Genomic DNA, 19,715 nt, shown 5'->3' with positions numbered 1-19,715 from the left:
CGGGGTATCTGACAGATACCCCGTTGATGATCAAAATTGGCGGAGCGGACGGGACTCGAACCCGCGACCCCCGGCGTGACAGGCCGGTATTCTAACCAACTGAACTACCGCTCCAAGTTGGTGGGTGCTGCAGGGATCGAACCTGCGACCCTCGCCTTGTAAGGGCGATGCTCTCCCAGCTGAGCTAAGCACCCTGCTAGTGGGGTATGTCGTCAATTAGTTAGAGATACCACACCTGAAGGCGCGCTAGTTTATTGCATCCTTCAATGCTTTACCAGCCTTGAATGACGGGATTCTTGAGGCCTTGATGTTTATTGTCTCGCCGGTTTGCGGATTACGACCTTCACGAGCGGCTCGCTCTTTCACTGAGAAGGTTCCAAATCCTACCAATGAGAGCGTATCACCCGCTTTCATCGCTTTGGTCACTGCGTCAACCATGCCGTCAAGTGCACGCCCAGCGGCGGCTTTGGAAATATCTGCAGATTCCGCCATTGCCTCTATTAGTTCGGCCTTATTCATTAATAATTTTCCCCTGTGATGGTCTTAGCGGATCTACCGCATTTAGACGCGTTATGTAATGGCTCGCTTGGAGCCTGAAACGCCAGAATTTATACCGGCTGCCAGATACCCTGTCAAGCAACGAGGAAGAGGGATTCTTTACAATTGTTGCAGTTGTGACAGAGATAGAGCATCTTGGATCACACTAATGCTTGGTTGGTGCACCTGGTTTCTTGACCTTGTCTCCATCCTGTTTCTCAGCACTTTTAGCCGGCGATGCATCCGCTGACTTTTCCTCTTTCGGTTGCGGCATCTCCTTCAGTGCCACCTGTAACACCTCATCGATCCAGCGGACTGGTCTGATATCGAGATTCTGTTTAATATTCTTCGGTATATCAACAAGATCGCGTTCGTTTTCCTCAGGTATTATGACTGTTGCAATACCTCCTCGATGGGCGGCAAGCAACTTCTCCTTGAGTCCACCAATTGGCAGAACCTCACCCCTGAGAGTGATCTCACCTGTCATCGCCACATCAGCCCTGACAGGAATTTTTGTCAAAGCGGATACCAGACTGGTACACATACCGACACCCGCACTGGGGCCGTCTTTTGGTGTTGCTCCCTCCGGCACATGAATATGAACATCACATTTTTGATGGAAGTCCTCATCCAACGCAAGGGAATCGGCCCGGCTTCTGACCACTGTCATGGCCGCCTGAATAGACTCCTGCATCACCTCGCCCAGTTGGCCGGTGTGGCTGAGTCGCCCCTTACCAGGCATCAATGCCGCCTCTATGCGCAGCAGTTCTCCACCCACTTCCGTCCATGCCAGCCCGGTTACTTGACCAACCTGATCGTGCTCATCCGCCCGACCATAACGGAAACGCTTGACACCCAAGTAATCTTCGAGCTTTTTGGGGGTAACGGTGATCTTGCCTTTTGGTTTCTTCAACAGGATCTCTTTCACCACCTTACGACAGATCTTCGCAATCTCCCGCTCCAGATTTCTCACTCCCGCTTCACGGGTGAAGTAACGGACGATATCGCGTATTGCAGCCTCCCGAATGATCAGCTCATCAGGCTTGAGTCCATTGTTCTCCATCTGTTTGCGCACCAGATAGCGTTCGGCAATGCTCACCTTTTCATCTTCCGTATAACCGGAGAGCCTGATCACTTCCATACGATCGAGTAACGCCGGAGGAATATTCAGGGTATTCGCTGTCGCGACGAACATCACCTCGGAGAGATCGAAATCGACTTCAAGATAGTGGTCATTGAATGTATGGTTCTGTTCCGGATCGAGCACCTCCAACAGAGCCGATGCCGGATCACCCCGGAAATCCATCGCCATCTTGTCGATCTCGTCGAGAAGAAACAGGGGATTACGGGTTTTGACCTTGCTCAGGTTGTTGATGATCTTGCCGGGTAAGGCACCGATATAGGTGCGTCTGTGGCCACGAATCTCTGCCTCGTCCCGCACCCCACCCAAGGCCATACGGGTGAATTTACGATTCGTGGCGCGGGCTATCGATTGACCTAGAGAGGTCTTACCCACACCCGGGGGTCCTACCAGACAGAGGATAGGTCCTTTCAGTTTACGTACCCGTTGCTGTACCGCGAGATACTCAAGAATACGTTCCTTTACCTTTTCCAAACCGTAATGATCTTCGTTCAATACTGCATCAGCCGCACCGATATCATTACGTATCTTTGAGCGTTTCTTCCAGGGCAATCCGACCAGGGTATCTATATAGTTACGCACCACTGTGGCTTCGGCCGACATGGGAGACATCAGCTTGAGCTTGTTCAGCTCATTGGTTGCCTTGTCCTTGGCCTCCTTGGTCATACCTGCGGTGTCGATCTTTTTCGTCAGATCCTCAATCTCGTTAGGCGCATCCTCCATCTCTCCCAGTTCTTTCTGAATCGCCTTCATCTGTTCATTCAGATAGTACTCGCGCTGATTCTTCTCCATCTGCCGCTTCACCCGGCCACGGATGCGCTTTTCCATCTGCAGGATGTCATTTTCACCCTCCATCAGCCCCATCAGATGTTCCAGACGTTCACGTACGTTGGGAATCTCAAGCACATGTTGTTTCTCTTCCAGCTTCAATGACATATGTGCCGCGATGGTATCCGCAAGACGGCTCGGTTCATCAATGCTCGAAAGGGAGGTAAGTACCTCTGGAGGCACCTTCTTGTTGAGTTTGACATACTGATCAAACAGGTTGGTGGCCGAACGCATCAATACTTCACTCTCACGACCCGCCACATCGATGGTATCAGTCAGGGTCTCAAGCCTGGCGGTAAAGAACTCATCGGTATCTACGAATTCGGTGATGCGCGCCCTTTCTCCACCTTCAACGAGCACCTTCACGGTACCATCAGGTAATTTGAGCAGCTGGAGGATATTTGCCAGGGTGCCGATGGCATACATATCCACCACATCCGGATCATCCACATCAGCGCTCTTTTGCGCCGCCAGCAGAATCTGTTTATTACTCTGCATCGCAGAATCCAACGCCTGGATGGATTTTTCACGCCCCACAAACAGAGGGATAACCATATGAGGATAGACAACCACGTCGCGCAGCGGTAAAACCGGAACAACGTTGTTCTGACTGATCGTCTTGGTGGAATCTGTATACTCGTGGCCCATTAAATTATCCTCTATTTGGCATTCTCTCTGCCTAAAAAACCTTCAATCTTTGGTATAACAGTCAGTATTGGGATTTGATACTGGCGGGTAGTGATATGTTCAATCCGTTTCCATATATGCGGATTAACACTATATAAAGGACATATATAAGGGTGGAGGCTAGATGTTTCAAGCCTATTATGCAATGTATATTGCGGAGACAAACCCTTAGATGACGAATATGCCTGCCAGATAGTTTATGAATTCAAGAACATACCCACGTTTATCAGACAATCCAATGGGTTAAACTACTACTTGTGGGAGAGTCTGATAGACAGGCGATGTAGTACTAATCGGATGCGGCAATCTGCTTGTCGCTGTTCTCATAGATCATCAGCGGCTCAGACTCACCTGCGATCACCGCCTCATCCACTACCACCTTTGTCACCTCGTCCATGGAGGGAAGATCATACATGGTATCAAGCAGTACCTGCTCCAAGATGGTACGCAATCCACGGGCCCCGGTCTTGCGTAGCATGGCCTTGCGGGCGATGGCTCGCAGGCCGTCTTCACGGATCTCTAGCTCGCAGCCCTCCATCTCGAACAGACGGCTATATTGCTTGGTCAGGGCGTTCTTCGGCTCGGTGAGAATCTTCACCAGGGAGGCCTCATCCAGCTCTTGCAGGGTGGCCACGACGGGCAGACGACCGACAAACTCGGGAATCAGACCATATTTGATCAGATCCTCGGGTTCCACATCGACGATAATATCGCCGATGGAGCGTGAGTCATCCTTGCTCTTCACCTCTGCGGAAAAGCCGATACCGCCCTTTTCCGAGCGATCCTTGATGACCTTCTCAAGTCCGGCAAAGGCACCGCCTACGATAAACAGGATATTCGAGGTATTGACCTGCAGAAACTCCTGCTGGGGATGCTTACGTCCGCCCTGGGGGGGTACCGAGGCCACCGTACCCTCGATCAGTTTCAGCAGGGCCTGCTGAACACCTTCACCCGAGACATCCCGGGTAATGGAGGGGTTATCGGATTTGCGGGAGATCTTATCGATCTCATCGATGTAGACAATGCCTGTCTGGGCCTTTTCCACATCATAATCACACTTTTGTAACAGCTTTTGGATGATGTTTTCCACATCTTCGCCCACATAGCCCGCCTCGGTAAGCGTTGTCGCATCCGCGATTGTGAAAGGCACATTCAGCAGCCGGGCAAGGGTCTCAGCCAGCAGGGTTTTACCCGATCCGGTGGGGCCGATCAGCAGGATATTGGACTTGGCCAGTTCCACATCACTCTCTTTACCGATGGTATCGAGGCGTTTGTAGTGGTTGTAAACCGCGACCGAAAGCACCTTTTTCGCGCGGTGTTGGCCAATGACATACTGATCGAGGGTCTTTTTGATCTCATGGGGCCTGGGAAGCTTGTTAATACTCTCTTCCCCGGGATCCTGCATCTCTTCACGGATGATATCGTTACAGAGCTCAACACATTCGTCACAGATAAAGACAGAAGGACCGGCGATCAGCTTGCGCACCTCGTGCTGGCTCTTGCCGCAAAAGGAGCAATACAGCAGTTTGCCGTCATCGCCTTTTCCGCTCTTGTCACTGCCCATATCTAAACTCCTCGAACCGAAATCAACCCGCTTCTAACTCAATCATATCTAACTGCGCATAGATCGCAAGGTCAGCGTCACAAAACCCTGACCTGTGTATCAGGCCCAGCATGCCACCGGCAACCACCCTCGGAGACAGGTTATTTAGCCTGCAACACCTTCGCGATTACTCAGTACCGAATCGATCAGGCCATAGGCTACCGAGTCATCGCCACCCATGAAATTATCGCGTTCGGTGTCCTCTCCGATCTTTTCCAGGCTCTGCCCGGTATGTTGGGCCAGAATGGTATTCAAACGCTCCCGCAGCAGCAGAATCTCTTTCGCATGGATCTCTATATCAGTCGCCTGTCCCTGGAAACCACCTAGGGGTTGGTGAATCATCATACGGGAGTTCGGTAGACAATACCGCTTACCCTTGGCCCCTCCCGTCAACAGCAAAGCCCCCATGCTGGCCGCCTGACCAATACACATGGTACTGACATCGGGGCGCACGAACTGCATGGTATCGTAGATCGAGAGTCCTGCCGTAACCGACCCACCGGGTGAATTGATATAGAGGTGGATATCCTTGTCCGGATTCTCTGATTCAAGAAACAGCAGTTGGGCGACAACCAGGTTGGCCATATGGTCTTCCACTGGCCCGACCAGAAAGATAACCCGCTCCTTGAGCAGTCTTGAATAGATATCGAAGGAGCGCTCGCCTCTGGCGGTCTGCTCGATGACAATCGGTACCAGACCAAGACTTTGTGCATCCGGCATGCCTGATGAAAACTGTTCACTCATAGCTGTTTTTTCCTCAGGGTCAACCCTGCTCCGTCAATGCGGCGAATGTGGTCTTATCATCCACAACACCTACCTGATCAATAACCCAGTCGACAACCTGATCTTCCAACACAACATTCTGTACTGAAGCCAATTGCTGCTGATTGCCATAATAGAACTTAACTACCTCTTCCGGCTGCTCATAGCTGGCCGCGTACTCCTCAATTGTTTCGCGTACACGATCATTATCGACCTGAATCTCGTTTTGTTTAATGATCTCACCGATTAACAGGCCCAGGCTCACACGTCTCCTGGCCTGTTCCTCGAACATCTCGGCAGGCAGTTCGAAACTGCCGGCGCCCTGACCCATCTGCTCTCGGGTCTGCTTGCGCAGTGCCTCGACCTCCTCATCGATCAGCGCCTTGGGAATATCGATCTTATTCTGTTCGAAGATAAGATCCATTGCCTGATTCTTTATCCGAGCCTTGATGCGCTGGGAAAGTTCACGTTCCATGTTTTCCTGGATATCCTGTTTCAGCTTGTCCACGCCATCACTGGCGCCAAACTCCTTGGCAAACTCATCATCCAGCTGGGGCAGGACTTCTTCCGCCACCTCACTCACTTCCACCTCGAACGTTACCGGTTTTCCTGCCAGCTCTTCCACCCGGTAATCCTCAGGGAATTTCAGATCAATGGTACGTTTTTCCTCCTTGAGCATGCCCACCAGACCAGTTTCAAAGCCTTCGATCATGCGCTTTGAACCGAGCACCAGGTCCACATTCTCGGCACTGCCGCCTTCAAATGCCTCCCCATCGACCATGCCCTTGAAACTGATTTTCACCTGATCGCCTTCAGCAGCGGCACGATCGACACTGTTCCAGCTAGCCCGCTGCTTACGCAGCTTCTTAATCATATCCTCGATATCCTCTGCGGTAATCTCGGTAACCGGTCGCTTGATCTCTCCCTCGAGCTTGGCCAGTTCAATTTCGGGCATCACTTCCAGGGTGGCCACATAACTGAACAGCCCCTCCTCGGTGCTCTCCTTGGGCTCGATCTTCGGCATCCCTGCAGGATGCAGCTTCTCCTGCTGAATCGCCTCCTGGTAGCTGCTCTCGATCATTTGACCATACACCTCCTGCAGCACCTGCCCACCGTAGTTACGGCGTAATAAATTCATAGGCACCTTTCCAGGACGAAAGCCATCCAACTTGGCGGTCCGACCTATCTGCTTCAGACGCTTGGTGACCTCCACCTCGATCTGCTCTGCCGGCAATTCGACCGTTACGCGTCGCTCTAGCCCTTCACCCGATTCCACCGAAACTTGCATGGTTCTTCTCCTGGCAGCCATATCTGCCATTATCTCTTTGTAAAAAAAGGAAATATCCTGGGAATTGCGCTTGGCAATTAGCAGGAAAAATTGGTGCGAAAGGAGAGACTCGAACTCTCACGGGTTGCCCCACAGGAACCTAAATCCAGCGCGTCTACCAATTCCGCCACTTTCGCTCGCCAGCCTGGACAGGGTAAAAAAACCGCCATTGCCTTGCTGAGAACGGGCCATTATAACGATGAACAACGGAACTCTCCAAGCCAATTACTTGCAAATCCCTCTTCATCCATTTTTCCCAGCTGAAATCACGCCGCCCCGCTAAGGCAAGCTGAGCTCTCGAGCATTCGAGACCCGGAGCGACTAACTATTCACCTCAACCCGATCGACACGCTGAAAACCCCGGGGAAGTTTACCCCCCCGACGCCCACGCTCTCCTTGATAGCCATCCAGGTCTGACGGTTTGAGGACGATGTAACGCTTGCCTGCATGGGCAGTGAGGCTTGCCCCTTGGGGCACCACTGCCAGAGCGATCACAAACTCTTGCCTGGCAGCCACCCGCTTCGCCGCAATACCGATAATCTTGTTGCCTTTGCCCCGGGCCAGCTGGGGCAATTCCGCAACGGGGAACACCAGCATGCGGCCCTCATTGGATATGGCCACGACCCGATCATTGGTATGATCCATTATCAGGGCAGGATGCAGGACCCGAGCCCCCTTCGGCAGTGATAACAGGGCCTTACCCGATTTATTCTTCGCCAACATATCGGAAAGTCTGACACGGAAACCGTAACCCGCATCGGAGGCGAGCAGATACTCCCCATCCGGATCTCCTCCCACAACAGCCCTGAAGGTCGCACCGGTAGCAGGCGACAGACGCCCGGTCAGGGGTTCCCCCTGGCTGCGGGCGGAAGGCAGGGTATGGGCCAGCAGGGAATAGCTACGCCCATTCGAGTCGATAAATACCGCCTGTTGATTACTACGTAAGCGCGCTGCTGCGAGGAAGCTGTCACCTGCTCTATAGTTTAGCGTCGCCGGATCTATCTCATGCCCCTTGGCGGTACGCGCCCAACCCTTTTCGGAAAGCACCACCGTAACCGCCTCACTCGGGGTCAAGTCGGTCTCGGCCAGTGCCTCCGCCGGCTCACGTTCCACAATAGGCGACCGACGTTCATCCCCATACCGCTCCGCATCGGCCTGTAGCTCCTTACGTATCAGGGTACGTAACCGCTGTTTGGAACCAAGGGTCTTTTGCAGGGACTTTCTCTCCTTCTCCAACTCATCCTGCTCAGTACGAATCTTGATCTCTTCCAGTTTGGCCAGATGCCTCAGGCGCAGGTTGAGAATCGCTTCTGCCTGGGCCTCGGAGAGAGAGAATCTTTTGATCAACTCAGCCTTAGGCTCCTCTTCATAGCGAATAATGGCGATCACCTCATCGATATTGAGGTAGGCGATCATCAGGCCCTCGAGGATATGCAGACGTTCCAACACCTGGTCCAATCGGTACTGCAGGCGTCTGCGTACAGTCTCGGTGCGAAACTGCAACCACTCCTTGAGCAGGGTGCGCAGATCCTTGACCGATGGTCGGCCATCGATACCGATCAGGTTCATATTCACCCGGTAGGTGCGCTCCAGATCGGTGGAGGCGAACAGGTGCGACATCACCCGTTCAATGTCGACCCGGTTGGAGCGTGGCACAATCACCAGACGGGTCGGGTTTTCATGATCCGATTCATCCCGCAGATCCTCTACCAGAGGCAGTTTTTTCGCCTGCATCTGGGCGGCAATCTGCTCCAGTATCTTGGCTCCGGAGACCTGATGCGGCAGAGCGGTGATGAGAATGTCGCCATTCTCACGTTCGTAACGCCCTCGCATGCGTATCGAACCACTGCCGCTTTCGTAGATCTTAAGCAATTCATCCGCAGGGGTGATGATCTCCGCTTCGGTGGGATAGTCGGGCCCCTGGATGTGGGTCATCAATTCAGCAACACTGGCCTTTGGCGACTCCAGCAGATGGATGCAGGCACTCACCACCTCGCGCAGATTGTGGGGCGGAATATCGGTTGCCATGCCCACCGCAATACCCGATGTGCCATTAAGGAGTAGATTGGGCACCCTGGCGGGCAGGATCGAGGGCTCCTTGAGGGTGCCATCGAAATTCGCGGTCCAATCCACAGTCCCCTGACCAAGTTCCGAGAGCAACAGTTGGGCATAAGCGGTCAATCGCGATTCGGTATAGCGCATGGCGGCGAACGACTTGGGATCGTCCGAGGAACCCCAGTTGCCCTGGCCATCGATGAGGGGGTAGCGATAGGAGAAACCCTGGGCCATCAAGACCATCGCCTCGTAGCAGGCAGTGTCCCCATGGGGATGGAACTTACCCAGCACGTCACCCACGGTACGGGCCGATTTCTTGAATTTCGCCGTGGCGCTCAGCCCCAACTCCGACATGGCGTAGACGATGCGCCGCTGCACCGGTTTCAATCCATCACCGATGTTGGGCAGGGCGCGATCGAGGATCACGTACATGGCATAGTTGAGATAGGCCTGCTCGGTGAACTGGCTCAGCGGTTGCTGCTCTATCCCCTCAAGGCTTTGATCAATGCTGTCAGTCATAAATAGTCATGCTCTGTCTGGATCCGGATCACTGACCTGGAACGAGGCCAGATCATACGGAAAGCCGTGGTGTTAGGGAATAGCACGATAACGACTATTGGAAGTGGGATACAAAGATCTCAAACAGATATGACAATCAGTTGGAATAGCGCAGGACCAAATAGAACAGTGACGCCGGGAGAATATAGGAGGCACCGGCGAGCAACGACAGTGGAGCTGTCGTGATCGAGCCTGAAATAAGAAAGAGCCCTGCTAGACAGCCACTTGCAACGCCCCAAAGTAGTGATATGAGCAGGCCCCTATGCCACAACCGGCCCGCCATATAGCTTGACCTCAAGAAGTTAATGATTACCCTGAGGATAAACAGCCAGGCCATGAGAGTCAGCAACAGATAGGTCATGCCCGGCCTGTCGCCCAGGATGATCGACAGGTAAAATACCAGCTGGGCGGCCAACATCAGAAAAAACAGTGATCCATAGCCCACATAACGCAGGGGGGAGACCTTCAGTCGGCTCGGCAAATAGGCAAGCAACTGTGGGAAAAGAAAAAAGGGCAGAACACCATATAACAGATTGAAGCTCAGCCACCCATCCGCAACAGACATCCCGTACCGCCAATGCAACAATCCCAGGCATATAGAGATCCCCCCACCCGCCGAAAGCAACCTGATGGGAGAATCAATCAGCCATTGCCAGAGGGGCAACTGCCGGCTGCGATCTATATTGGCGGATGATGGAATAGTGATACACATGTCAGGCGCATCTGATCATCGCTCTGCTCACCCTGCCATGATTTCCATCAATGGGTTCCAGCCACCCAGTCAACACCGACAGGGTGATCAGATTTTAGCCTGGCACGAGAATCGCTTAGACTTCCACTATAAACACAACAAGGGATAAACCATGAGCAACCCATTTGCCACGCCACAAGATGCCGAAGACGCCTACTACGACGCCATAGAGGAGAAGGATCTGCAGGCATTGATGGCGGTCTGGGATGAGAGCGAGGATGTGCTCTGCCTACTGCCGATGATGGCGGCACAAAGAGGCAAGGAAGCGATCAGCAAGGTGTGGGACCCCCTGATGCAGGGCGATATCGGATTGGATATCCAGACCAAGCACCTGGCATGGATCGAAACCCCCGAGCTCGCCATCCACCTGGTTGAGGAGTTGGTGAAAGGACCAGGTCAAACCGAAGCGCAGCCTGTCTATGCCACCAATATCTTTCGTAAAAGCGGACTCGGCTGGAAACTGCTGATGCATCAGAACTCACCCACGCCACCACCTCCCGGGCTGCACATACCGGGCATGGAGATGTAATGGAAAATCACAAGCTGGTGATGCCCCAACATCTCAACCAGTACGGCTATCTGTTTGGCGGCAACCTGCTGCAATGGGTGGATGAAAACGCCTGGATAGCCGCGGTACACGACTATCCCGGACGACGCTTTGCCACCATCGGCATGGACCGGGTTGAGTTTCACCGCAGTGTACGCAAGGGAACCATTCTCCGCTTCGATATTCAGCAGAGCCACAAAGGCGTGACATCAGTGCAATACCTGGCAAATGTCTATGCAAAGGATCCGGATAGCGGCATGGAGGAGAGCGTCTTCAGTACCACAATCACCTATGTCTGCCTGGACGACGAGGGGAAAAAACAACCGATATGATACAAACTCACCGGATTGCGCTTCTTTCAAAAACACCCTTTGTGCTTTGAGTTTTGAGTGATTGTGCCCTAACCAACTCAAAACTAAAAACTCAAAACTCAAAACTCAAAACTCAAAACTCAAAACTCAAAACTCAAAACTCAAAACTCAAAACTCAAAACTCAAAACTCAAAACTTTTATTAAACAATTTGTGTCATTCATCCTCCGAGTCGGGTAGCGCCGCCTTGCGAAACACCGGCAGGTCCGGGCTCTGCTCCTCGTCCAGTTCCACCTTCTCGATCTTATCGAAGCGATTGGTGATCTTGCGCGCCGAGATATTCACATCGCTGACATCCTGGTGTGCCTGCCCGATATGTCGCGCCAGGTTGTCCATACGGTTTTGAAAGCGACCGAAGTCCTTCGACAAGGCACGCAGATGTTCCTGAATGATATGCACCTGTTCCCGGGTGGCCGCGTCCTTGAGCACAGCACGGGCAGTGGTGAGAATCGCCATCATGGTGGTTGGCGATACCAGCCATACCCGCTTACGGAAGGCCTCCTCCACGAGGTCGGGGAAGTGGGCATGGATCTCAGCGAACACCGCCTCCGCCGGAATGAACATCACTGCACCGTCCGAGGTTTCACCGGGGATGATATAGCGGCTGGCGATATCCTCCATATGTTTTTTGATATCGCTGCGGAACTGCCGCTGTGCCTGGCTACGCTCCGACTCGGCCAGCTGATCGTCGAGCATGCGCTGATAGGACTCCAGGGGAAACTTGGCATCGATCGCCACATTGCCGGTGGGATCGGGTAGAAACAGCACACAGTCCGCCCGGCGCCCGTTACTCAGGGTGTGTTGCAGGGCAAAACCCGATTCCGGCATCACATTGCGCACCAGCGCCGACAACTGTACTTCGCCGAAGGCACCCCGGGAACGCTTGTCCGCAAGCACCTCCTGCAGACTCACCACATTGCTGGAGAGTTCGGTGATCTTCTTCTGCGCCTCATCGATACGGGTCAGGTGAGTGAGCACCTGGTTGAAGGTCTCAGTGGTCTTCTCAAAACCCTCGTTGAGGCGCTTCTCCACCTGGCCGCTGATCTCCTTGAGGCGATGATCGGTGGTCTCGGTCAGGCCCTGCACCCTTTTACCCAGGTTGTCTGCATGCTGGGTCAATGCCTCAGCCACCTGTTTGCGTACCTCGCCCATACCGGACTGCAAGGCTTCTTGCTGTTTGCGCATGCTCTCCAGCTGACGTTCATCGAAGGCCTCTCGATGCCGTACCAGGGATTGGGCCAGGGACTCACGCAACTCCCCGAGCTTCTCCTGCTGCTGCAACCTGCCCTCTCCCAGGCCCTCGGTGACCGCTTTTTTCAACCCCTCAAACTGTTCCAGTAAATCAAGCCGCAGTCGCCCCGTACCATCGGAGAGATGCTGCTGCATCTCACCATAGCGTCGCTCCATGCCCTGGTAGATTTTGTCCGAGCGTTCCATCTGGGTCTGCTGCATTCCGTGCAGCAGGCGCTGCTGGGCCAGGGTGCCCCGGGCGATGCGCTCGGTCATCAGATCGCGCAGTTCGCTCTGTTCCCGGGTGTAGTGGCGCTCCTGCTCATGCAGGGAGTCCTGCAACGACTGCTGATGGTGGATGCGGGCCCGCTGTTCACGCTGCTGGGTATCGAGCAGCCGAGCCAACCAATAGAGCACCCAGCCAAGCAGTATCAGACAGACAAATCCAAGGATGAGCAACAACTGCAGCAGGGTTGAAGCTTGGGTAAACCATTCCATGCCAGGGCCTATTAGATCAATATTGACAAGTCCAACTATACCCCATCCAGTGACTCAAAACCTGAGTCCGTGCTTGCATCCAACCGATGCAGAGATTACCTTTGCCGACCTGTCATACGCCATACACCTACTTCAGGATTGATCGCAGATGCGCATACACCTCAAGACCTTGGGTTGTCGTCTCAACGAGGCGGAGATGGAGACCTGGAGCCGTGATTTTCAGGCCCGGGGTCATCGCATGACGCAACAGGTGGAAGAGGCTGATCTGCTGGTAGTCAACACCTGCGCCGTGACCGAAGAGGCAGTCCGAAAATCCCGTAAGCTGCTGAGCCGCAGCAACCGCCTGAATCCTCATGCCCGGTTAGTGGTCAGCGGTTGTTATGCCTCATTGAACCCTGACTCTACCGCTGAGATCGAGGGGGTGGACCTGGTAGTGAACAACCGGGACAAAGAGCGTCTGGTGGAGATCGTCAGCGAAAAACTCGATCTCAGCATTATGCCCCAGAGTGCCATCGAAGGGGATGCGACCGGCCTCCTCTCCCGCGGACGCCAGCGGGCATTCATCAAGGTCCAGGATGGTTGCCGCTATCGTTGCACCTTCTGCATCGTCACCCTGGCCCGGGGCGATGAGCAGAGTCGTCCCGCCGAGGAGATCATCGCCGAGATCAACCATCTGCAAACCCAGGGGATCCAGGAGGCAGTACTCACCGGGGTGCATATCGGGGGTTACGGATCCGACATCGACTCGTCGATAAGCGACTTGATCCGCCGGATTCTGCGGGAAACGGAAATCCCCCGACTGCGCATCGGATCCATCGAACCCTGGGACATACCTGGGGATTTCTGGTCACTGTTCGACAATCCCCGCTTCATGCCCCATCTGCACCTACCACTGCAGAGTGGGTCGGACAGCGTTCTGAGGCGTATGGCCAGGCGCTGTCGTAGCGATGAATATCGGCAACTGGTCAAGCGGGCCAGGGAGCAGGTCCCGGACATCAATATCACCACCGATATCATTGTCGGCTTCCCCGGCGAGAGCGAAGAGGAGTGGCAACAGACCCTCGAATTCGTCGAAGAGACAGGTTTCGGTGATCTGCATATCTTCGCCTATTCCCCTCGCCAGGGCACCAAGGCGGCGAGCCTGCCCGGGGCCCTCAGCCGGGAAGTCAAGCGGCAGCGCAGTCAGGCACTGCATCGATTGGCTGAACAGTTGAAACTGCAAACCTTGCGGCCCTATCTCGGCCGTACTTTGCCAGTATTGATTGAGGCTGGTGACGAGTCTGGCTGGGGAGGCTATACACCCAACTACCTGCGCATAATGGCCAAAGGACCCGCCGGGATCGATTTGAAGAACCGTATCGTCGATGTCTTGATATCTGAAATCGATGCGGAGCGGCAACTCCAGGGGAGGGTCCACAGCATAGAATCAACCCATCACCCTTGCAATCAAGTGACAGAGAAGCAAGTCTGAACGCACACGAAGATGCGTTCAGACTATTGACACAGACTCACCAGTTATAGGTTGTACCCACACCATCAACAGTGATTGTATACGCACTACAGCTGTCGAAACTGGCCGTGGCGAAGGTACCACTCCCTCCATACAGGGTAAGCATGCCGGTACCGGGGACTGCTTCCGTGCAATTGTAGGTGAGCGCCTGGCTGGTGGTCACATCCACCCGTCCATGATCCGGATCATAAAAGGTCATGTCGACATAGTAACCCGAGACATCGTTCCCGCTTACCGAAAGATCTTCAATACGATAGATCCTGTCGTCTATACCTGCGAAATCCGAGGTGATGCTGCAGGAGATGGAGGGGGTCGTTATATTGCTGCAGGCAAGGGTCATGTTGATCGCATGTGATTCACCGATATAGGAGACCGTCACCCGGAATACCATATGCAGACTATCGGCACTGCTACTGGCGTTGAATGTCACCGGACCATTGACCACCAGGGTGCCACCCTCCAAATCACTCATGCCACAGTTGGTGAAGGTTATGCTGCCTTCGGTCTCAGCGTCATTGGTATCCGCGATAGCACTGCCGCCGGCATCGCATATATCCCCTGACAAGTCGGTGGTTCGGGCGGCAGTGGAACTCTCCAGTTGACCTATCCACTGGGCTATCCTTGGGGCCATCTCCATAAGCTTGGAAGTGGCTGAGGCCTGTGGACGCATTGCAACGCCGGATAGGGCATCGGAAGCTACCGCCTGTTGGGTGCCCGAAGCCGCTCCTGTGGCAAGATCCTTGGCATTGGTTGCATCGATTGTGGCTTCTGCAGTGGAGCCCGTATAGGTAGTGGTGCTCGACGAACCGGATCCGTCACTACCGCCACCACCACCGCCGCATCCCTGTAGTAGCAGCACTGAAAAAAGCAGGCAAATCAAACGAATAGATAAGTTATTCATGAAAATAAACCCTTTATCATCTCTCCAAAATAATTCCCACTCATTATATATGGTATTAAGATGCAGTGCCCGAATATTGATCAAAGCGAATCGTCATTTTATGCATGACATCACAATTGGGTCAGGCTCAAAGACTGCTTTCGTCGGCCTCACGCTGCTGCTGGTCCAACCCATTTACGAGATAGGCGAGGGATATTCCCAGTTTGCGGGTCCAACCCAACTCGACCCGCCAGGGTGAACCGGGTAGCTGCCAACGATACCTCAGTTCGCCTTCACCCCTGCGCACGGCACCGATTTTTCCCGCCATGTTGCGCACATAATTCGGCAGATGGCTCATATCCTGAGGATTGCCGTACTTTTTACCCAGGGTGCGCTGAAGCCTTTGCAGGGTGACCTGACTCGAGGGTTCATAGGTCTGCAGTACCTTGTATATCCTGCCTTGATAGGCCATCACATAGATCCGCTCACGACCCTTGGTATAGATGATGCCGCTGCGATCACCGTTAACGATAGGGTCCATCTTGGCTGGACGCTGCTGTAACAGCTGGGCCATGCTCCCCCCCAGGCAGTAGTGCCCAAACACCCGTTTCAGGCAGCCATCGCTACTCTCCTCGGCAGCAAGAACCATGCTAGTGAGGCTGAGTAAGATCACTATCATCCATTGTGGCATCACCATCATCTCCCTACTGTTTTGTTTCAGACGGGACCAGGGAGTCGATGAAAGACCGCATTTCACGGTAGTGACTCCCCTTCCAGTAGATTCGTCCGCACGCATCACAACGCCAAAAGTCAGAATGGTGTTCACGGACTCGCGGTGGCAGCTGTTCCTCGATCCGTTTTTTTTCCACTGCCGCTAATTGACCATTGCACTCCATGCAGCGGCTAAAGGGATTGTACACCCCTTCCAGTTGCAGCCGCTTCACAATCTCCAGCAACTGCCGTTTGGGCTCGGTTGCATGCACAAAACAGCCATGGGTGATGACACGATGCATCAGCAGGCCTCGATCACGGGTCAACAGCACCCGCCTCTGCGCGACTGAATTACGCGCCAGTTCGCTGTCACCGGCGTCATTGAAAAACAGACAATCGAAACCCAAAAGACGTAGGTATCGTGCCAGTTTCCCCAGGTGAGCATCGGCAATGAAACGCAGTGCACGCAGGGGTTTGGGTCGCAGGCGCAGCAGTGGAGTGACATCCATCGACTCAAATACAGGATAGACGCTGATACGGTCACCCGGCTGCAGGAGATAATCAAAAGCCACGGATTCGCCATTCACGAGTATCACCTCAACTTCAGTATGGGGCACACCATGATTTTCGATTAGCTGCTTGATAGGTTGCTTCGGGGTATAACTGCAGGTAAAGCTGCGCTTGCGCAAAGCCTGTGGCAGGAAATCGTTCAGCTCTTCATAGAACCGCAGACTGACCTCTGGCATGGCTCTCACCTGAATCCGGGGACCCAGGAATCAATAATCGAAATCGGCCCAGATGGGGCAGTGATCGGAGGGTTTCTCCATCGACCTGATATCGTAGGCGATACCCACATCGGTACAGCATTCGATCAGCGGCGTCGTGGCCAACACCAGGTCGATGCGAAGCCCTCTTTTGGGTTCCCGCTCGAACCCCCGGCTGCGGTAATCAAACCAGCTGAAAAGGTCACTCACATCAGGCTTCAGGGTACGGAAGCTGTCATGCAGACCCCAAGAATGCAATGCCTTGAGCCATTCACGCTCCTCCGGGAGGAAACTGCACTTACCCGTCTTCAACCATCGCTTGGCATTATCCTCACCTATTCCGATGTCCCTATCCAGGGGCGCCACATTCATATCACCGATCAGCAATAGTGCCTCATTCGGATCATGTGCCTCATTCAGATAGTCGAGCAGATCGGCATAGAAGCGACGTTTGGCAGGAAACTTGACCTCGTGAGAACGGCTCTCCCCCTGGGGAAAGTAGCCATTGATGACAGTCACGGGTTGACCCTTGGGTGAGTCGTAACGGCCGACAATCAATCTGCGCTGGGCGTCCTCCCTATCATGGGGAAAGCCTTTGGCGATGTCGATCGGCTCCGCCTTGGATAGCAGGGCCACGCCATAGTGGGTCTTTTGACCATGGAATCCAGCCTTATAGCCAAGCTTGTCGATCATGGAAAGCGGAAAATCCGCATCCTGCACCTTGGACTCCTGGATACCGATGATATCCGGATCATAGACAGCCTTGAGCTGGCTCAGTTGATGCTCACGTGCACGAATCCCGTTGGTATTGAATGATACGACTTTCATAAGCTATAGGACCTCACCAGTCTCTTTTTCACCCATTTCAAATCCATGCCGATAGGCCTTTCCCCAAGGCAGAAACTCCTGACCGCTAATCAATGATTTATCAGTAGCCACACCAGCGGCAGCCAGCTGGGGCCCGAATCCCGCTGCGCGCATCGCCTCGACCATGCCATCCGCATAACCCCGGTTGTACCAGAGCTGCAGTTCACTATCATTTTCTGTTAATGATGCGGTTTCCGCATACAGATCCTGAATCACCTGCAACAGTCGTTGAAATATATCCTCACTCATCTGGCATGGCGTCTTGTTTGCAACAGGAGGCAAGCCTAACATGGGATCAATATCGTCTCTAGCCGGCTGGAGCGATAGGCCCATAGCCTGCCCGGGGTCCGATCAAGGCAGCGCTAGCCTAGCCTATTCGCGGCTTTTCCCCTGGGCACGTTACGGTTGTATTTGAACCTCACTCTGGCGATCATTGAGACATTGACCATGATCCAGGTAGTAGAGTTAGATGTTGATTACGATCTCCCCCGCCAAGACCCTCGATTACGAGACACCTCCGGTTACCACAACCCATAGCAAACCCGCCTTCCTGAAACAGTCGCGGCAATTGGTCAACAACCTGCGCGACTACTCGGCCTTGGATCTGGCAGAACTGATGAAGCTGAGCATGAAGCTGTCTGAACTCAATTTCGATCGTTTCCATAATTGGAAGACTCCTTTTACTCTGAAGAATGCGAAACAGGCCGCCCTGGCGATGAAAGGGGATGTCTATGCCGGGCTGGATGCGGAAACCCTGGACGAGGCGGGATTCAACTTTGCCCAGCAGCACTTGCGTATCCTCTCCGGATTATATGGTGTCTTAAGACCCCTCGATCTGATGCAGCCCTACCGCCTGGAGATGGGGACCAAGCTGGCCAATGAGCGAGGCAAGGATCTGTATGCCTTCTGGGGAGAACAGATTACCCAGGCACTCAATAAAGACCTCAAGGCCCAGGGCGATGAGGTCCTGGTAAATCTTGCCTCCAATGAGTATTTCAAAGCGATCAAGCCGAAATCTATCAAGGGCCGGATCATCACCCCGCAGTTTAAAGAGAAAAAGAACGGCAGCTATCGCATGATCGGTGTCTTTGCCAAGCGGGCCCGTGGTGAAATGAGCCGCTACATCATCGACAACCAACTGCAGGACCCTAAGGATATACAGGGCTTCAAGAAGGATGGCTACCGTTACAACAAGCGACTCTCGAAGGAAGATCAATGGGTATTCACCCGCGGCTGATCGATGCACACAGCCATTTTGATGATGTCAGCTTCGAGCCTGACCGCGAGCAGGCACTGCAACGGGCACATCAAGCGGGCGTGCTTGAACAGATCATCCCCGCAATCAAGACGGCCTGGTGGCCCAGGATAAAACAACTCTGCCAACAGACCAGCGGCCTCTATCCAAGTTATGGCCTGCATCCGATGTTTATCTCCGATCACCTCGAGGAACACCTGGCGGCGCTAAGGGAATGGTGCGAAAAAGAGCAGCCGGTAGCCATCGGCGAATGCGGCCTTGACTTTTTTATCGATGATCCGCAACCGGAACTGCAGCACTACTATTTTGAACAGCAGCTGAAGATCGCTGCAGAACAGGGATTACCGGTCATCATCCATGCACGAAGATCGGTGGAAGAGGTGATCAAGACCCTGCGCCGCTATCCTGGAATACAAGGTATGCTGCACAGCTTTTCCGGCAGTGAACAGCAGGCACAGCAGCTGATCGAGATGGGATTCTATCTGAGTTTCGGTGGCCCGATCACCTATGACCGGGCGAAACGTCTGCATCGCCTGATCAGATCGCTGCCACTGGACGCTATCCTGCTGGAAACGGATTCACCCGACCAACCCGGGAGCCAACATCGAGGCCAACGCAATGAGCCGGCCTATCTGCCTGAAGTGCTCGCTGCAGTTGCCCGGCTGCGACAGCAGCCACCGGAACAGATTGCAGAACAAACCGCAGACAATACTCGGCGGCTTTTTAGAATTGACTCTTAGGACCTGTTAACACTAATCCAGTGCACACTGTTGTGCCTGGTGCGGCTTGCCGCAACGTATAACTACCAGACAAAAAATGACTCCAGCCCAAACC

General features: G+C 53.7%; 18 protein-coding genes and 3 tRNA genes. 5 read left to right on the top strand and 16 right to left on the bottom strand.

Annotated elements, in window-relative coordinates; genetic code table 11:
* Positions 1-37: 37 nt before the first annotated feature.
* From R2K28_RS03455 to R2K28_RS03410, 10 genes are all read right to left on the bottom strand, one after another.
* Positions 38-114, bottom strand: a tRNA-Asp gene (locus R2K28_RS03455).
* Positions 115-118: 4 nt separating this feature from the next.
* Positions 119-194: transfer RNA gene (locus R2K28_RS03450), tRNA-Val, on the bottom strand.
* Positions 195-246: 52 nt separating this feature from the next.
* Positions 247-519, bottom strand: coding sequence for an HU family DNA-binding protein (locus tag R2K28_RS03445; protein ID WP_116447747.1), 273 nt, complete (start codon positions 517-519; stop codon positions 247-249).
* A 184-nt stretch (positions 520-703) separates the two neighbouring features.
* A complete protein-coding gene (gene lon / locus R2K28_RS03440) occupies positions 704-3,154 on the bottom strand; it encodes an endopeptidase La (protein WP_316368005.1) in 2,451 nt (816 codons plus the stop codon).
* 328 nt (positions 3,155-3,482) lie between these two features.
* The gene (gene clpX, locus R2K28_RS03435; protein ID WP_116447997.1) at positions 3,483-4,757 is read right to left on the bottom strand and encodes an ATP-dependent Clp protease ATP-binding subunit ClpX; all 1,275 of its coding nucleotides are present in this window, start codon (positions 4,755-4,757) and stop codon (positions 3,483-3,485) included.
* A gap of 144 nt (positions 4,758-4,901) precedes the next feature.
* Complete coding sequence (gene clpP / locus R2K28_RS03430; protein WP_316368004.1) at positions 4,902-5,540, bottom strand: ATP-dependent Clp endopeptidase proteolytic subunit ClpP; 639 nt, start codon at positions 5,538-5,540, stop codon at positions 4,902-4,904.
* Positions 5,541-5,559: 19 nt separating this feature from the next.
* Positions 5,560-6,846: a trigger factor gene (gene tig, locus R2K28_RS03425; RefSeq protein WP_316368003.1), complete on the bottom strand. Its 1,287-nt coding sequence runs from the start codon at positions 6,844-6,846 to the stop codon at positions 5,560-5,562.
* 91 nt (positions 6,847-6,937) lie between these two features.
* Positions 6,938-7,022: transfer RNA gene (locus R2K28_RS03420), tRNA-Leu, on the bottom strand.
* 184 nt (positions 7,023-7,206) lie between these two features.
* Complete coding sequence (parC, locus tag R2K28_RS03415) at positions 7,207-9,459, bottom strand: DNA topoisomerase IV subunit A (RefSeq protein WP_316368001.1); 2,253 nt, start codon at positions 9,457-9,459, stop codon at positions 7,207-7,209.
* Positions 9,460-9,595: 136 nt separating this feature from the next.
* A complete protein-coding gene (locus R2K28_RS03410) occupies positions 9,596-10,063 on the bottom strand; it encodes a hypothetical protein (RefSeq protein ID WP_316368000.1) in 468 nt (155 codons plus the stop codon).
* Positions 10,064-10,361: 298 nt separating this feature from the next.
* Here R2K28_RS03410 and R2K28_RS03405 point away from each other — a divergent pair, with 298 nt between their 5' ends.
* Both R2K28_RS03405 and R2K28_RS03400 read left to right on the top strand, forming a co-directional pair.
* On the top strand, positions 10,362-10,778 hold the full coding sequence (locus R2K28_RS03405) for a YybH family protein (protein ID WP_316367999.1): 417 nt from the start codon (positions 10,362-10,364) through the stop codon (positions 10,776-10,778).
* Positions 10,778-11,128 (top strand): acyl-CoA thioesterase, encoded by a 351-nt coding sequence (locus R2K28_RS03400; protein ID WP_316367998.1) that lies wholly within the window; start codon positions 10,778-10,780, stop codon positions 11,126-11,128. Before R2K28_RS03405 ends, R2K28_RS03400 begins: the two co-directional genes overlap by 1 nt.
* Before the next feature lie 194 nt (positions 11,129-11,322).
* Here R2K28_RS03400 and rmuC read toward each other — a convergent pair whose 3' ends face one another.
* The gene (gene rmuC / locus R2K28_RS03395) at positions 11,323-12,894 is read right to left on the bottom strand and encodes a DNA recombination protein RmuC (protein ID WP_316367997.1); all 1,572 of its coding nucleotides are present in this window, start codon (positions 12,892-12,894) and stop codon (positions 11,323-11,325) included.
* A gap of 148 nt (positions 12,895-13,042) precedes the next feature.
* Here rmuC and mtaB point away from each other — a divergent pair, with 148 nt between their 5' ends.
* Positions 13,043-14,365: a tRNA (N(6)-L-threonylcarbamoyladenosine(37)-C(2))-methylthiotransferase MtaB gene (gene mtaB, locus R2K28_RS03390; protein WP_316367996.1), complete on the top strand. Its 1,323-nt coding sequence runs from the start codon at positions 13,043-13,045 to the stop codon at positions 14,363-14,365.
* Positions 14,366-14,402: 37 nt separating this feature from the next.
* Here mtaB and R2K28_RS03385 read toward each other — a convergent pair whose 3' ends face one another.
* The 5 genes from R2K28_RS03385 to R2K28_RS03365 all read right to left on the bottom strand — a co-directional run bounded on the left by R2K28_RS03385 (position 14,403) and on the right by R2K28_RS03365 (position 17,875).
* Positions 14,403-15,305 carry a hypothetical protein gene (locus R2K28_RS03385; RefSeq protein ID WP_316367994.1) on the bottom strand — a complete coding sequence of 301 codons (903 nt, stop codon included), beginning with the start codon at positions 15,303-15,305 and terminating at the stop codon, positions 14,403-14,405.
* A 127-nt stretch (positions 15,306-15,432) separates the two neighbouring features.
* Entirely contained in the window at positions 15,433-15,975 is a 543-nt protein-coding gene (locus R2K28_RS03380; RefSeq protein WP_316367992.1) for a hypothetical protein, read from the bottom strand.
* A 13-nt stretch (positions 15,976-15,988) separates the two neighbouring features.
* Positions 15,989-16,741, bottom strand: coding sequence for a Mut7-C RNAse domain-containing protein (locus R2K28_RS03375; protein WP_316367991.1), 753 nt, complete (start codon positions 16,739-16,741; stop codon positions 15,989-15,991).
* Positions 16,742-16,771: 30 nt separating this feature from the next.
* Positions 16,772-17,587, bottom strand: coding sequence for an exodeoxyribonuclease III (gene xthA, locus R2K28_RS03370; protein WP_316367990.1), 816 nt, complete (start codon positions 17,585-17,587; stop codon positions 16,772-16,774).
* 3 nt (positions 17,588-17,590) lie between these two features.
* The gene (locus R2K28_RS03365) at positions 17,591-17,875 is read right to left on the bottom strand and encodes a hypothetical protein (RefSeq protein ID WP_316367989.1); all 285 of its coding nucleotides are present in this window, start codon (positions 17,873-17,875) and stop codon (positions 17,591-17,593) included.
* Positions 17,876-18,095: 220 nt separating this feature from the next.
* Between R2K28_RS03365 and yaaA the strand changes: the two genes are divergently transcribed.
* Entirely contained in the window at positions 18,096-18,863 is a 768-nt protein-coding gene (yaaA, locus tag R2K28_RS03360) for a peroxide stress protein YaaA (protein ID WP_316367988.1), read from the top strand.
* Positions 18,842-19,621 (top strand): TatD family hydrolase, encoded by a 780-nt coding sequence (locus R2K28_RS03355; RefSeq protein ID WP_316367987.1) that lies wholly within the window; start codon positions 18,842-18,844, stop codon positions 19,619-19,621. The genes yaaA and R2K28_RS03355 overlap by 22 nt, the downstream gene beginning before the upstream one ends.
* The last annotated feature ends 94 nt before the right edge of the window (positions 19,622-19,715 follow it).

This window comes from Candidatus Thiodiazotropha sp. CDECU1 (assembly GCF_963455295.1).
Lineage (GTDB): Bacteria > Pseudomonadota > Gammaproteobacteria > Chromatiales > Chromatiaceae > Thiodiazotropha.
This window is presented reverse-complemented; position numbering and strand designations above follow the sequence as displayed.